Origin of the sequence: Henriciella pelagia (genome assembly GCF_002088945.1) — a bacterium.
GTDB lineage: Bacteria > Pseudomonadota > Alphaproteobacteria > Caulobacterales > Hyphomonadaceae > Henriciella > Henriciella pelagia.
On the sequence record NZ_NCSU01000008.1, the window covers coordinates 151,656 to 166,091 of the forward strand.

General features: G+C 61.4%; 16 protein-coding genes. 8 read left to right on the forward strand and 8 right to left on the reverse strand.

Features of this window, described 5'->3' with window-relative positions; genetic code table 11:
- The first annotated feature begins 9 nt into the window (after positions 1 to 9).
- The 5 genes from cydB to B8746_RS08860 all read left to right on the forward strand — a co-directional run bounded on the left by cydB (position 10) and on the right by B8746_RS08860 (position 2,785).
- Entirely contained in the window at positions 10 to 1,050 is a 1,041-nt protein-coding gene (cydB, locus tag B8746_RS08845) for a cytochrome d ubiquinol oxidase subunit II (protein WP_084393330.1), read from the forward strand.
- The gene (locus B8746_RS17120; RefSeq protein WP_158084576.1) at positions 1,043 to 1,207 is read left to right on the forward strand and encodes a hypothetical protein; all 165 of its coding nucleotides are present in this window, start codon (positions 1,043 to 1,045) and stop codon (positions 1,205 to 1,207) included. The genes cydB and B8746_RS17120 overlap by 8 nt, the downstream gene beginning before the upstream one ends.
- 88 nt (positions 1,208 to 1,295) lie before the next feature.
- The gene (locus B8746_RS08850) at positions 1,296 to 1,631 is read left to right on the forward strand and encodes a YegP family protein (protein WP_084393331.1); all 336 of its coding nucleotides are present in this window, start codon (positions 1,296 to 1,298) and stop codon (positions 1,629 to 1,631) included.
- 158 nt (positions 1,632 to 1,789) lie between these two features.
- Positions 1,790 to 2,314 carry a hypothetical protein gene (locus B8746_RS08855; protein ID WP_084393332.1) on the forward strand — a complete coding sequence of 175 codons (525 nt, stop codon included), beginning with the start codon at positions 1,790 to 1,792 and terminating at the stop codon, positions 2,312 to 2,314.
- Between the two features lie 39 nt (positions 2,315 to 2,353).
- Positions 2,354 to 2,785 (forward strand): hypothetical protein, encoded by a 432-nt coding sequence (locus B8746_RS08860; protein ID WP_084393333.1) that lies wholly within the window; start codon positions 2,354 to 2,356, stop codon positions 2,783 to 2,785.
- A gap of 87 nt (positions 2,786 to 2,872) precedes the next feature.
- On the opposite strand, the gene B8746_RS08865 is transcribed toward B8746_RS08860, so the two are convergent.
- Positions 2,873 to 3,769, reverse strand: a complete 897-nt coding sequence (locus B8746_RS08865) for a fatty acid desaturase family protein (RefSeq protein WP_084393334.1) — start codon at positions 3,767 to 3,769, stop codon at positions 2,873 to 2,875.
- 173 nt (positions 3,770 to 3,942) lie between these two features.
- Here B8746_RS08865 and B8746_RS08870 point away from each other — a divergent pair, with 173 nt between their 5' ends.
- On the forward strand, positions 3,943 to 4,482 hold the full coding sequence (locus B8746_RS08870; RefSeq protein WP_084393394.1) for a cupin domain-containing protein: 540 nt from the start codon (positions 3,943 to 3,945) through the stop codon (positions 4,480 to 4,482).
- A gap of 70 nt (positions 4,483 to 4,552) precedes the next feature.
- On the forward strand, positions 4,553 to 5,716 hold the full coding sequence (locus B8746_RS08875) for a zinc ribbon domain-containing protein (RefSeq protein ID WP_084393335.1): 1,164 nt from the start codon (positions 4,553 to 4,555) through the stop codon (positions 5,714 to 5,716).
- Between the two features lie 32 nt (positions 5,717 to 5,748).
- On the opposite strand, the gene B8746_RS08880 is transcribed toward B8746_RS08875, so the two are convergent.
- Genes B8746_RS08880 through B8746_RS08905 form a run of 6 tightly spaced genes read right to left on the reverse strand, consistent with a single transcriptional unit; the run spans position 5,749 to position 11,331 of the window.
- Positions 5,749 to 7,158: an FAD-binding oxidoreductase gene (locus B8746_RS08880; RefSeq protein WP_084393336.1), complete on the reverse strand. Its 1,410-nt coding sequence runs from the start codon at positions 7,156 to 7,158 to the stop codon at positions 5,749 to 5,751.
- Entirely contained in the window at positions 7,155 to 7,760 is a 606-nt protein-coding gene (locus tag B8746_RS08885) for an FMN-binding negative transcriptional regulator (protein WP_084393337.1), read from the reverse strand. Before B8746_RS08885 ends, B8746_RS08880 begins: the two co-directional genes overlap by 4 nt.
- A gap of 9 nt (positions 7,761 to 7,769) precedes the next feature.
- Entirely contained in the window at positions 7,770 to 8,705 is a 936-nt protein-coding gene (locus B8746_RS08890; protein ID WP_084393338.1) for an L-threonylcarbamoyladenylate synthase, read from the reverse strand.
- A gap of 24 nt (positions 8,706 to 8,729) precedes the next feature.
- Positions 8,730 to 9,923: a cytochrome b/b6 domain-containing protein gene (locus tag B8746_RS08895; protein WP_084393339.1), complete on the reverse strand. Its 1,194-nt coding sequence runs from the start codon at positions 9,921 to 9,923 to the stop codon at positions 8,730 to 8,732.
- 17 nt (positions 9,924 to 9,940) lie between these two features.
- A complete protein-coding gene (locus B8746_RS08900) occupies positions 9,941 to 10,681 on the reverse strand; it encodes a YceI family protein (protein WP_084393340.1) in 741 nt (246 codons plus the stop codon).
- Between the two features lie 29 nt (positions 10,682 to 10,710).
- Entirely contained in the window at positions 10,711 to 11,331 is a 621-nt protein-coding gene (locus B8746_RS08905) for a YceI family protein (RefSeq protein WP_233124122.1), read from the reverse strand.
- 120 nt (positions 11,332 to 11,451) lie between these two features.
- Between B8746_RS08905 and B8746_RS08910 the strand changes: the two genes are divergently transcribed.
- Positions 11,452 to 13,218, forward strand: a complete 1,767-nt coding sequence (locus B8746_RS08910; RefSeq protein ID WP_084393342.1) for an acyl-CoA dehydrogenase — start codon at positions 11,452 to 11,454, stop codon at positions 13,216 to 13,218.
- Here the strand turns inward: B8746_RS08910 and B8746_RS08915 are convergent.
- Entirely contained in the window at positions 13,215 to 14,423 is a 1,209-nt protein-coding gene (locus tag B8746_RS08915; protein WP_084393343.1) for an MFS transporter, read from the reverse strand. The genes B8746_RS08910 and B8746_RS08915 overlap by 4 nt on opposite strands.
- Between the last annotated feature and the right edge of the window lie 13 nt (positions 14,424 to 14,436).

The following is a 14,436-nucleotide window of genomic DNA, read 5'->3' on the forward strand; positions in this document are numbered from 1 at the left end:
GGCTACGCCATGGATCTCGATCTTCCGCTTATCTGGGCTATCCTGATCGCGGTGGCTGTCATGCTCTACGTCCTGCTTGACGGCATGGACCTTGGCATCGGCATCCTCACTGGCCTCGCAAAGGATGATGAGGAGCGAAACCTGATGACGGCCACGATCGAGCCGGTCTGGGATGGCAATGAGACCTGGCTGATCCTTGGTGGCGGTGGTCTGTTTGCCGCCTTCCCGCTGGCCTATGCGATCCTGATGCCGGCCTTCTACCTGCCGGTCCTGCTGATGCTGGCGGCGCTGATCTTCCGCGGGGTGGCATTCGAATTTCGGCACAAGGCGGTCCGCAAGCCGACCAAGCTGTTCTGGAATGGTGCCTTTTTCGGCGGTTCCCTGGCTGCGGCGCTCGCGCAAGGGCTGATCCTGGGCGGGTTCATACAGGGGGTGACGGTCGAGGGCCGGGCCTTTGCCGGCGGCGCGTTTGACTGGCTCACGCCGTTCTCGCTGCTGGTCGCCGTGTCCGTGGCGATCGGTTACGTGCTGCTTGGTGCCTGCTGGCTTATCCTGAAAACAGAAGGAGACGTGCAGGACCGCGCGCGTAAACGGGCCTTCATGGCACTGGTGGGCGTCGGCGTGTGTTTTGCGGCGGTCAGCCTCGCCACCCTCTCGATTGATCCGCGCGTGACGGAACGCTGGGGCTTCTCGATGACTCATATGGATTTTGGCAAGCTTTTGCCCTTGTCGCCCATTCCACTCTTCGGGATCGTGATGGTGGTGCTCGCCGCCCGCGATCTTACGCTGAATGTACATGCCCCGGACTGGCGGCCCTATCTCTTTTCTGTGGGCGTCTTCCTCTCCGGTTATATCGGACTCGCCGTCAGCCTGTTCCCGAATCTCGTGCCATTCGAAGTCGATATCTGGGAGGCGGCGGCGCGTGACAATGCGCTCGGCCTGATGCTGGTCGGTGCGGCAATCATGCTGCCGGTGATCCTGATCTATACCGGTTATGTGTACTCGCTCTTCTGGGGAAAGGTGGACCCTGACGAGGCCTATCATGACTAAGGGCCTGTTCGAGCCGGAAGGGCCGGATGAAACGGGCGAGGCGTCGTCCCCGGTCGGCGCGAAGCTGCTTTGGTTTGCTGGCATTGCGCTGGTCAGCGTGCTGGTCGTCGCTCTTGCCGCTTATACCTTGAGAGGGCTGCTATTCCTCGAGGCGTGAGCGCGGGGCGATTGCTTGACTTTGGCCGCGAGCAGGGCAATTCCGGATGAGGATCAAATCCTGCGATCTGTAATAAGAGGAACAGAACATGGCCGGAAGATTCGAGCTCTACAAAGACAAGGCGGGCGAATTCCGCTTTCGTCTGAAGGCCGGGAATGGCGAGATCATCCTGACGAGTGAGGGCTACAAGCAACGTGCCAGCGCAGTGAAGGGCATCGAGTCGGTCAAGAAGAATTCGGCGAGCGAAGCGCGCTTCGAGAAGAAGGCGAGCGGTGCCGACAAATTCATGTTCAATCTAAAGGCCTCCAATGGCCAGGTCGTCGGCAGCTCGCAGAGCTACAAGACAGAATCCGGGCGCGACAATGGCGTGCAGTCGGTCATGAAGAACGCCGCCGACGCCAAGGTCGAGGACCAGACGGCCTGACCACATCCCGGTGGGCGGCGAGACGCTCGTCGTTTATCGAGATTGACACTTCTGACGCGAAGAGCGCATAGTCTACTCGCGTCAGAAGAGACAACTCCAGCGTGATCTGGAGAGTTCTGGGCGAACCAGACGTGCTGTCTCGACGTGGGGGGGGGACAATGCGTGGCGCTGCAACACAGATACTTCTCATAGTACAAATCGCCCTGATCGGCCTGCTGGTCGTGCGCGTCTATGATCTCGGCATGCGTGTGGATTCGCTGTCGCAGGAACGTTCTGCACGTGCCGAGTCTTATGCGGCCCTCCCAAAATTCGCCACGTCTGCTGAGCTTCCAGCCGAAACTGCGCTGGTCGAGTTTGACATGGCGTCTCAGGTCACCCTTCGGCAGATTGTCCGCGAAGAGCTGGAGACCTTCTCCGAAACGCTTCCTGACCCGGCTGGGAACACGCGCGCTGCGTCTTCTGACGCCGCCCAAACCGTCCCGCCTGACGAACCGGCGGACCCGGCATTCAAGCGTCGGGTCGATGAGCAGCTCTATTCGCTCATTGCGCAGGGACAGGCGAGTCAGGCCGAACTGATTGCCCTTGAAAACAATATTGCCAGACTTCCGCCGGCACATCGGCGGCAGGTCCTCGGAGAGCTCAACAAGGCGGTAAATGATGGCCGTCTTGATGCCAGGTTTTAACAGGACGGATTCAACCGTCCACAAACAGGGAGGAAACTCATGAAGCTCAGAATGGTGATACCGGCGCTACTCGGCGCAATGGCGCTGGCGCCAGCGGCGAGCGCGGGACAGACCCAGCCCGCACCGGTGCAGGTCGATCTCGACAATTTCTTCGCTCAAGGCGATTTAATTAGCGCACGCGACGACAAGGATGGTGACGTGTTCATCGGCTGTGGAACGCGCTCATTTGCGGGCGGATTCGAGTTTGGTTTCTGTCAGGCAGAAGACGCTGATGGCGACCGCATCCTCTGCAACATAGATGACCCTGTCCTGATAGATGCGGCGCAATCAACATCAGATACCAGCTTCGTCACGTTCAGCTGGGCGGATGATGGTTTCGGCAACATGATCTGCAATCGGGTCGGTACGTCCACCCAGTCCTTCTATCTGGACAAACACACGATGGGGAACACGCAGGGCAAAGGCAACTAGAGCCGAGGCTTGCGTTCACATTCATCAGAAAAGAAACGGCCCGCGCTCTGGCGGGCCGTTTTTTGTTTGGTGGGAAAAGTCGCAGCCTCAGGCGAATTGCGGCGCAATCTTCAGATTCTTCACCCAGCCGATCTTCTCATAGAATAGCAGCATGGTGCCATTATAGTCGACGATCCGGTTCCAGACGCCCTTGCGCGGACGGTGCAGCGCTGATTGAGGCTCATCATGGTGATGGTCGTGGAAGGCTTCGCCGCCCGTCAACAGTGCCATCAGGTGATCGGCCCAGGCAGGGGTCTTGAGGTGGCCCAGCACATTGATGCCATAGGTCGTCGCGTGGAACTGGATGGCGCGGCCGATGACGACGCTGGCATGAATGATCGCAGTCAGGACAAGCGATCCGCCAGCGGCCCAGACGATCAGGTAGATCGCGGCCGGGATGAACAGGTGCACGACCAGTGAGATTGAATTGTAGAAGCCGTCCATCCAGACGATGATCGGGTGGTTCTTCAGCCAGAGCGGCATTGGGCGCATCATGTCCTTCTTGTCGCGGAACAGGATCCAGCCGACCCAGGCCCAGCGCTTTGACTCGAAGGGGTTATGCGGATCGCCCGGACCGTCGGCAAAGCGGTGATGCTGGGAGTGGTAGTTGACCCAGTCCTTTACCTCGCCCTGCATGGCGATGACGAGGTTGAGCATGGTGATAACCTGCGCGGGCCAGCGCATCTCGCCCGCGCGGTGCTGCATCAGGCGGTGAAGCGGGCCGATGCCGGCATTGCAGACGAACACGGTGAATGCGATCACGCCGAGCGACAGCGGCAGGTACCAGAGCTTCAGCTCGACATGGGTCAGCGCAAAGCCGAGCGCGAGCATGGTAATGAGCATGGCGAGGCCCAGGGCCGGGTAGATGAACGCAGAAAAGCAGCTCGCAAAATTAAACGTCTTCCAGTTTTTCGGGATCGCGAGTGATCGCGGTATTTTCGGCATTCGGCCCTCCAGAGAATAGTGCGCCAGGCTGAGTGTCGCCTGTATCGCCTAGCAGAATCTTAAGAATGATTATCAGTTTCCGAAAGAGGCAAAGTGATGACAACACTGCATTGGAGCGCAATTGTGTCGCAGAAGTCGCGCCCGACCAGGACAAGCTTGAGGAGGAGACAGGCATGAGTGAGAGACTGAAGCTTCGCCGCGTGGTGACAGGAGAGGATGAGCGCGGGCGGTCGCGCATCCTGATAGACGGCCCGCAGGCGGCTGAATTCCGGAGCGGTGAACTTGGCGGGCTGTACGAAATCTGGACCGATACGCTGACGGGGCCTATCGACGCCGCCGATACCGTGGACTGGGGCCAGGGCAAGCCCGTGCTTTCGCCGCCCAGGGGCGGGGTGAAAATCAGGTGGTTTGCCATCGAGCCTGCGCCCGAAGGCATTTCGGACGAGGAGATGCGCGCCTTCACCCGGGCCCGCTTTGTCGAAATGGGGGCCGCAGATCACCAGCCCGACACCAGCCGCCATCCGGCGATGCACAAGACGGACACGATCGACGCCATCATCCTGATCAGCGGACGGGTGAAACTGCTTCTCGACGAGGATGAGACCATCATCGAGCCGGGCCAGGTTGTCGTGCAGCGTGCGACCAATCACGCCTGGGTCGTTGAAGGTAACCAGCCCGCACTTTTCGTCGCTGTGCTTGTTGACAGGTCTTGACTTAATTCCCGTTTTGTTCTGTTTGTGTTCGCTTATTGGGCGAGTTTATTGGTAAACAGGGCGAAATTTCATGGAAGCTATTCAGGAACGTACCGGTGAGTTGTGGTCGCTCCTCGTTGCGCACGGCTTTGCAGACCTCTTCGCAGATAGCGACACGGCGCGCGTGGAATGTCCCGCCTGCAACGCCCCGCGCGCGCTGAAGCTCAGCCTTGCGACCGGGCAGGCGCGATGTTCCAGTTGTGGGATTGCGGCGCCGATCCGCACCTATCTGAGTGAGCTGGAAGACGCCGAAATCATGCAGGAAGCTGACGTATTCAGCGAAGCGGAGATCATTCCACTGCATGCTGACCGGTCGCCCGTGCCGGCGCTGCAGCCTCAATCCCGGCCAGCGCCAGTCGAGACTGAGCCTGTCTGGCGCGCCGAACTTCTGGAAGACGAACCTGTCGCAGCGGATGAGAAAGCGCAGGCGCCGGTGCGGAGCCGGGCCGCAGGGCGCGGCGTGTTCGAGACCCTGATCATCTGCCTTCTGTCGCTGGTTTTCCTTATCGCAGGGCTCGCGGCAGCCGGCCTCTCGGCCTTTGCCAATTTCCAGGCGTTCAGCGCCAGTGTTGCGGATCCTGTCCAGGGCAGGGTCTGGGGCTGGGCGGGGGTCATCGCGACCGTCTGCTCATTTGGCGGGTTCACCTTCTTCTGGTGGCATGTGTCTGGCGGGCGACACAAGGAAGGTGCACGGGCGCTTGTCTTTGCCCTTGCGGGCGCGGCGACGAGTGTGCTCGGCACGGCGCTGTTCATGCAGTCGAATGCTGATGCAAGATTGCAGGCAGAGGCCAGCGCCGCCGCAGCCCGTCCGCTGATCGAAGCGCAGATTGCCGACTATGCCAGACAACTCGACGGCATCCCGCCTGAAACCCGCTCGGTGGAAGGGCTGGAAGCCTATCTTCGCGGAGTGGAAGCGGCCGGACGCACACACCAGAAACCCTATCGCGATGCGCAGAATGAGCTTGGTCTCGCCAAGAGACGGGCCGAGCTTGAGGCCAAGATCGAGACGGCGCGGATGAGCCTGCTGGGAGAGGGCGGCCCTGCAGTGCTCAATGCAGAGGGCCCGACAAAGGGGCTGCCGACCTGGTTTTTCGCTATCATGCTGGAAGTGTTTTCCTCCCAGGGGACGAGTATTGCGCTGGTCGCTTTGCTTGTCCTGGCTTCCGGCAGGGGCAGGGCGGCGCGCTTAGCCTGAACGGCGCGAGCCAGCCCTGCCCATGCGGGAGGCTATACGCTGACGACGCGGCCCGGATTCATGATGCCGAGCGGGTCGAGCGCGGCCTTGATCGCACGCATCGTCTCCGTCGCGGCAGGCGGACGGATGCGGGCGAGTTCGTCGCGCTTCAGGCGCCCGACGCCATGTTCCGCGCTGATCGAACCGCCAAACGCCATGGCCTGTTCGTGAACGATACGGGTGATCTCGTCAGCATGGTTCGACAGGATGGGGTCGCTCGCACCCTTCGGCTCGCAAGCCGAGTAGTGAAGGTTGCCATCGCCGACATGGCCGAAAGCGACAATGTCGGCCTCGCTGACCACTGCGTGGATCTTCTTTTCGGTGGCATCCAGGAATTCCGGGATCGCAGAGACGGGCACCGACACATCATGATTGATTGCCGTGCCATAAGCGCGCTTGGATAGCGGGATCGTTTCCCGGATATGCCAGAAGCTTGCGGCCTGCTGCCCGCTTTCAGCGATGATGGCATTGTCGGCGAGGCCGCGTTCGAGGGCGTCGCTGAGCGCGCTCATGAGCGTGTCGCGGGCCTGATCCTCGCGGGCCATGGAGACTTCGACCAGCACACGCCAGGGCAGGGCGGATGGTGCAGGGTCGCGCGTGTCCGGCACATCCTTCTGAACCATCTCGATTGCATTGGCGGGAATGATTTCGAAACTGGTCACCGTGTCGCCGGCATGGTCGCGGGTGAGAGCGAGAAGGTCGACGACATCCTGCGGCGTCTTGCAGATCACCCAGGCCGTGGCCTTTGCGACCTTGGGGAAGAGTTTCAGCGTTGCGGCGGTGATCAGGCCGAGCGTGCCCTCGGCGCCAGCAAAAAGGTGCTTGAGGTCATAGCCTGTATTGTTCTTGCGAAGGCCCGACAGGCCGTCCCAGACCTCGCCCGAAGGCAGGACGACTTCCAGTCCGAGAATGAGATCGCGCATCATGCCATATCGCAGAACGGCGACGCCGCCCGCATTGGTCGAGATGAGGCCGCCAATGGTCGCCTGGCCTTCTGACCCGAGCGAGAGGGGGAACAGCCGGTTGGCTTCATCGGCGGCATTCTGGGCATTCACGAGCGGTGCGCCGGCTTCGATGGTGAGGGAGTTGTTGAGCGTGTCGACAGCCCGCACGCGCGTCATCCGTCGCATGGACACGGTGATCTCGCCATGCGGCGTGCCGCCATCGACGAGACCGGTATTGCCGCCCTGCGGCACCATGGCGATGCGATGCTGTGCACAGAGCCGGACAAGGCTGGCTGCTTCGTCGGTCGATCCCGGCATGGCGAGGAAGGGGGTTTCGCCCGGCCAAGTGCCGCGCCAGGGGGAGGCGGCCTGCTTCAGGGCGTCGGCCTCCATGCTCCAGCCCTTCGGGCCTAGCAGGGCCTTTGCGCCATCGAGAAATGCGGGAGTAAGCTCGGTCATGTGTCTCGTTCCATCATGGCGGAGATGGTTGGGTCTCCGCCAGCGGCTTTCAAGTGCGCGCCGGCGCGTTTGCGCGCCTCGGCGGGTTTGTTCTGGCTGATCTTGGTGATGCCCTGAAGACGGTCAGGCGCAAGGGTATAGGCCACGATGCCGCCAAGCATGGTCTCGAAGCGGCCGGGGCTCATTTTCGCCCGGGTCCATTCGGGCTTGGGGTAGAGGTCGCCCTCAAACCGTTCAGACAGGCGATCAAGGAGCGCTGTCTTGCCTGAATCGTCCAGCGCGCGCACCGGCCCTTCCGCCTCGACGGAAAGATAGTTCCAGGTCGGGACTTCGTCGTTCTGTTCGTACCAGTCCGGCGAGATGTAATCGTGCGGCCCGGAGAAGACGAGGAGGGCCCGTCCGCTGGCCTCGATGGCGCGCGCAGCCGGATTGCCGCGCGACAGGTGAAAGCTGAGCACGCCCTCGCGGTCGACCAGGACAGGCGTATGCGCAACGACTGGTCTTGTTTCAGCGACAGAGATGACGAGGGCAAAAGGCCAGGCATCGATCCGGCGAAGGAGCCGGTCGCGGTCAGTTTCGAGAAAGGCCGGGGCCGGATGCATTTTCCCGTTCTAGTCGCGATTGGCGGCGCGTTCCAGACGGTCATTTATGGCAAGGCCCAATCCGGCTTCGGGAATCGGGGCGACAGCGATGCGGTCATGCGTCTCATCAAGCTTTCGCAGCATGGAGAAGAGGTTTGCCGCGGCCTCAGTGAGGCTGGCTGAGGGTGAGAGGTTCAGCGTCGCGTCGCCCGGGCCGAAACCGAGATAGGCTTCACCGGGCCCAGGCGCTGCGGCATTGAGGCGGAGGCGGGCATTCGGTGCATAATGACGAAGAAGCTGGCCGGGCGAGATTGGTGCGCCCGCCTCCCCGCCGCGCGTGAGGCCGGGCCAGATGGCGTTAATATCATTGGGGCTGATTGTGCCCGGCCGCAGGAGGACAGGGGCTTCGCCGCGCGCATCAATCACTGTCGATTCCAGGCCTTCCGAACAATCGCCGCCGTCGAGGATGAAGTCGAGTTTGGTGCCGAGGTCTGCGGCGACATGAGCGGCACTGGTCGGGCTGATGCGGCCTGACGGGTTTGCGGACGGCGCCACCAGTGGGCGGCCTGTCGCTTCCAGCAACGCACGGGCGACGGGATGCGCAGGGACACGGATGGCGAGCGTTTCCAGGCCAGCCCTCGCGAGGTCGCAGACTGTGGTTGTGTGGGTGGCCTTCACGACCAGCGTCAGTGGCCCCGGCCAGAAATGTCGGGCCAGCATCCTGGCAGCCTCGCTGAAGCGGCCCTGCCCGAAGGCCGTCTCTATGGAAGCGACGTGCGCGATGAGCGGGTTGAAGACGGGGCGTTCCTTCACCCTGTATATGCGCGCAACTGCGTCAGGATTGGTCGCATCCCCGGCGAGACCGTACACCGTCTCGGTGGGCATGGCGACGAGGCCGCCTTCAAGCAGGCAGGTCGCCGCCTTTTTAATGGCGTCGGCGTCAGGTTTGAGGACAGGCGCTGTCATGGTGCGCCCGCGCTTAGCACCCAATCAGGATTTACGCGAGGCCAGCACTTCAACATCAATCAGCACATTCTCACCGACCCAGTCTGCGGTCGGGTCTGATGTCTGGCCGAGATTGAGGGGCGTCCGCTGGACGGTCGCCTCACCCTTCATGCGCGCCTCATTGCCATCAATGTCGAGTTCGAAGGTGAAAGGCACGGTGACCGAGCTGTCCTTGATGGCAAGGGTAAGGTCTGCGCTGTAGCGACCGTCGCCGGTCTTCTGGAAGTTTTCCAGCGTCGCAGTGGCGGTTGGAAAGCCGCTGACATTGAACCATTCGGCGGATTTCAGACTGTCGGTGTAGAGCTTCTTGCTGGCGGTCACCGAGCCTGTGCGGACCGTGATGACGGCGCGGGCGTCTGCGAGCTGTTCCGGGTCGAACCGGATGTTGGCGTTCCAGTCTCCGAACGCGCCTTCATACTCGCTGCCATCATGAATGCCTGAGAAATAGATGCCGGACTGGGCGGGATCGACTGTCCAGTTCGAGGACATGTTCGCCGGTGTCTCACTGGTTGTGGTCGATGCGCCGGAGCCGCCGGTGAATAGCATCGGGACAAAGGCGATGAGGGCGAAAAAGCCTATGGCAGCCCCGAAGGCGGCGAGGAAGCCGCGCGGCGGTGGGCTGGGCTTGTCGGTCTTGCCGAACAGGCCGGGGAGCATCCGCTTCAGCACGCCTTCTTCAGCCGAAATCTCGTGCTTCACCGCACCAGCCACATGCAGACCCAGCAGGACGATTGCGACCCAGGCGAGCTTTGAGTGGAAGAATTCGACAATGGCGTGGCCTGTCTCGTTCGCGAGAAAGCTGACGCCTGGAATGTCTGGCCAGCTGACAAGGCCGAATATCACGGTTGGAATATCGAAATCGTGGGACGTCGAAACCAGCAGCCAGCCAGTGAGTGGCATGGCCAGCATCAGCCCGTAAAAGGCCCAGTGGACAAGGTGGCTTGCTGTCTTCTCAAGCGGTTTCATGTCATCGGGAAGGGGCGGCGGCGGGTTCATCACCCGCCACACAATCCTGGCGATGGTCAGGACCAGGATCGTGATGCCAATCGACTTATGCAGCTGGTAGAGGCTCTCATTGCCGTCCATGTTCCAGCCGAGGGCGATCATGCCGATGATGCCGAGCGCGATTGCCCAGTGCAGGGCAATCGCTATGGCGCTATAGCGGGACGATACGGTCATGGGGCGTGTAAATGCCTCTATTCTTCGTTCTCGAGGAATTCACCTGAGAACTCGATGACGACCTCGTCGGAGATGATGCCGGGCAATGAGTCCTGGCCGAAGGCCGAGCGGCTGATCGTTGTCGTGGCGTCGAAGCCGATGAGACTACGTTCGCCATACCAAGGGGCACTGCCGACACCATTGTAGGTGACGTCGAGGGTGACGGGCCGGGTGGCACCCAGAAAAGTGAGATTGCCGGTCACGGTGCCGGTATTCTCGCCAGTCTTTGTGACGCTGGTCGAGACGAAGGTGATTTCCGGATACTCGGTAGCATTGAGGAAGCGGCTGTCCTTGCTGAGCGCCTCCGGCCATGTGTCATACTCGCTGTCGGGATGTCCGGCCTTGTAGTCTGCGCGGTAGTTCACATTGAGGCCGAGCGGATTGATCCTTGCCGTCAGTGTCGACGCTTCCGGCGCGTCTGGGTCGAAATCCAGCGTGGCGTCGAAATCAGTGAAGTCGACCGTGTATTCCGACAGCCCATTGTGCATCACCGTGAAGGACAGGAAGGCGTGGGTTGGTTCAATGCTGTAGGTCGCGGCATGCGCAACCGGGGTTTCGGCGGGCGCTTCTGGTTCGGCAGTCTCGGGTTCGGCCGTTTCGGTGTCGGCGGTTTCCGCCGGAGGCATAGTCGCTTCGATCTCGATCGAATCCTCGCCTTGCGAACAGGCCGCGATGAAAATGGCGCTCGCTCCAGCGAGCAGGAAGGTGGAAAGTTTCATGGGTCTGACCCTTGCGTCGTTCGGTTAGACTATTCGTTCTGCAGGAATTCGCCTGAGAACTCGATCCTTGTTTCGTCGGAAATCATGCCGAGCATGGCGGTCATGCCGAAGTCCGAGCGCTTGATCGTGGTTTCAGCTGAAAACCCCAGCAGGTCTCTCTCTCCGTACCAGGGGACGTTGGCGGTGCCATTATAGGTCACGTCCATGGTGACTGGCCTGGTCACACCCAGGAAGGTGAGGTCACCGGTTACGGTGCCGGTGAAGTCGCCGGTCTGCTCGGCGCTGGTCGAGACGAAGGTGATCTCCGGAAATTCGTCGCCATTGAGGAAGCGGTCATCGGTGGAAAGTTCTGTGTGCCATTCGGCGCGCTTGGCTTCGTCCGGATAATTGGTTTCGAGCGCCATCGGATTGATCGTGACGGTGATCGAGGAAGCGGACAGGTCTTCTGGATCAAATTCCAGCGTCGCATCGAAATCAGTGAAGTTCACCGTATAACCGGACAGGCCATTGTGGCGCACCGTCCATGTCAGGAAAGCATGCGTCTTGTCGAGCTGGTAAGTGTCCGCAGCCACGCCTTCGAGCGTCTGCTCGGCAAGTGCGGGGGCCGCGATTAGGGCGGCGACCGAGACGGATGCGATGATATTGCGCATGGATGTTCTCCTTTGAGTATCCGACATGTATCTGCTCTGCTGAGATTAACCTAGGTCGCATTCAGTTTTATTGCGACCAATAGAAAATGCTTCATAGCACATATCCGGGAGGTGCATGAGATGGCGTACGAGGCCCCAGTCGAAGATATGGCGTTCGCGCTGAAGTCAATGGCACGCCTTGACCGTTTGTCGGGCAGGGCGTTCCCGGAGTTCGACATGGAGCTGATCGAGCCGGTGCTGGAAGAGGCTGGCAAGCTGGCGAGCGAAGTGCTGGCACCGCTCAATCAGCCGGGCGACGAACAGGGCGCACAGCTGACAGGTGACGGCGTTGTTGCGCCACACGGCTTTGCCGAGGCCTACCGCCAATTTGTCGAAGGTGGCTGGATGGGGCTTGCTGCGCCGGTCGAATGGGGCGGGCAGGGCCTGCCGAAAGTGCTGGCAAATGCGGTGCTGGAGCTGATCCACGGGGCGAATATGAGCTTCGGGCTCTGTCCGATGTTGAGCCTTGGTGCCATCGAGGCGCTGGTGGCGCATGGCGCACGCGAGCAGCAGGAAAAATACCTGCCAAAACTGATTACTGGGGAATGGACCGGCACGATGAACCTCACGGAGCCGCAGGCCGGTTCGGATGTCGGCGCGCTGAAGTCGAAGGCCGTTCCGAATGGCGACGGCTCCTATGCGATCTCAGGCCAGAAGATCTACATCACCTGGGGCGATCACGACATGGCGGAGAATATCATCCACCTGGTGCTGGCCCGGCTGCCGCAGGCGCCCGCGGGCTCTCGCGGTATCTCGCTCTTTGTTGTCCCGAAAGTTCTGGTGAAGGATGATGGCACGCTGGGCGAGCGCAATAAGGTCCAGTGCATCGGGCTCGAAAAGAAGATCGGCATCCACGCCTCACCAACCTGTGTGATGGAATATGATGGTGCGACGGGGTGGCTTGTGGGCGAAGAGAACAAGGGGCTGGCCTGCATGTTCACCATGATGAATTCGGCGCGCCTCAATGTCGGCCTTGAAGGCGTCGGGGTCGGTGAAGCGGCCTATCAGACCGCCTATGCCTATGCGCAGGAGCGCAAACAGGGCAAGGCGGATGGCGTCGATGGGCCCGCGCCGATCCTTCATCATGCCGACATTCGCCGGACACTCACGACCATGCGCGCTAATGTGATGGCTGCTCGGTCGATCTGTTATGCATGCGGCGTGGCGGCGGATCTCGCTGAAACGTGCGAAGATGAGTCAGAGCGCGAAGCGGCGCGTCTGCGCGAAGAATTGCTGACGCCGATTGCAAAAGCCTGGGCGACGGATGTTGGTGTCGATGTGGCAAGCCTTGGCGTGCAGATCCATGGCGGCATGGGCTTCATGAACGAGACATTGGCCGCGCAGCTTTACCGCGATGCGCGGATTGCGCCGATCTATGAAGGCACGAATGGTATCCAGGCCATTGATCTTGTAGGCCGCAAGCTCTCCATGGCGGGCGGCAGGGCGATGGAGGACATGATCGTCGAAGTGCAGGCAACCGCCCGGACGGCGCGTGAAACGAATGACCCGCAACTGGTCCAGATTGCCGACCGGCTGGCGGCAGCTGCCGATGCGCTGAAAGAGGCGACGACCTGGATGGCCGAGGCGATGAAGGCTGACAAGGAAAAGGGCCTCTCCGGCGCGACAGCGTATCTGAAGCTCGCCGGCGATGTGATCGGCGGGCATTTCCTGACGATGGGCGCGCTGGCCGGGCGCCAGGAAAGCGGGCCGCTGCGTGGGCGGATGACAGCTCTGGCCGGCTTCTTCGCCGAGACATCCCTCGCCGAAGCACCGGGCAGGGTGTCGGGCATCACGCGCGGTGGCGACAGCTTCCTCGCCGAGAGCGACGCACTGTTCGGCCTCGCCTAGGCGCTGCGCGCAACGAGTCTCGGAGAAATCAGACCCAGCACGGCGCAAGCGAGGATGCACCAGCCGGCCATCCACAAGAGCTGGGTTGGCAGGGCGATGCCGATATCGATCAGCGCCCCTGTCAGCCCCGGTCCGAGCGCGGTTGAGAAGACCATGGCGGACATCACGACGGAACGGATGGAGCCGAGGTATCTGATTCCGTAAGTTTCGGGCCACAGCGCGCCGAGCAGGGTCGCCGTGAAGCCGTTGCTGACGCCGATCAGGAACATGAAGACATAGATCCCCCAGACGGCATCGAGCAGACCGGCGACAGCGCTTGCCAGCGCTAGAGGCAGCAGGAAGAAGGGCAGGAGGCGGGACGCGCCAAACCGGTCGACCAGCTGTCCGCAGATGAGGGCAAAACAGACACTGGTCAGTGCGAGGATCGGAAATGCGCCTGCAAATGCGAGCGGGCTGTAACCTCTCAGTTCCACGAGATAGTCCTGGTGGAAGAAGATGGTGGTGCCGATAAAGGGCGGGGCGAGGACGCAGGCCAGCATCAGGTAGAACAGTGGATCGCGGAGCACTTCGGCAAGGCGCCAGTCCCGTGCTGTGCGTTCCGGCGTGTCCGAGACCTCATTGCTGGAGGGGCTGCGGTCGACAGACCAGAGTAGCCTGACGAGTGGTAGGGTGAAAACGAGCAGGGTTATGGCCGCGACGACCCAGCCAGCCTGCCACCCGATCGTGGCTGCCGCGAAAGAGAAGGCGACGGGCAGGATCGCGGTGCCGCCCTCGATACCGGGTGCTACCAGTGAGATCGCCCGCCCACGATTGGCGGAAAACCACCGGCCCGTTTCGGTGAAAGCCGTGTGGGTCATCATGCCCTGACCGAAGAGGCGAAGCATGTAGAGCGCAAGCACCATGACGATCACCGATGGGGCGTAGGCGATCAGCAGGCAGGCCGCGGCAAGACAGGGAAGCACAAACAGGATGACCTTTCGACCGGGCATATAGTCCAGCGTGCGGCCGAGGAAGGAAAGCGTGGCGGCGCTGCCAAGTGTGGCGAGCATGTAGGTGAGGCCGAATTCGCCATCGGTGAGGTCGAACTTTGCGCGCAGCTCCTCGCCAGACAGGCCGATGAAGAAAGTCTGCCCGAAGGAGGAGAAGAAGGTCAGCAGGAAGCCGCCGGCGATCCATCGCGCATTTGTCTTCAGGAAAGCAAACATGCCGCCCTTGTGA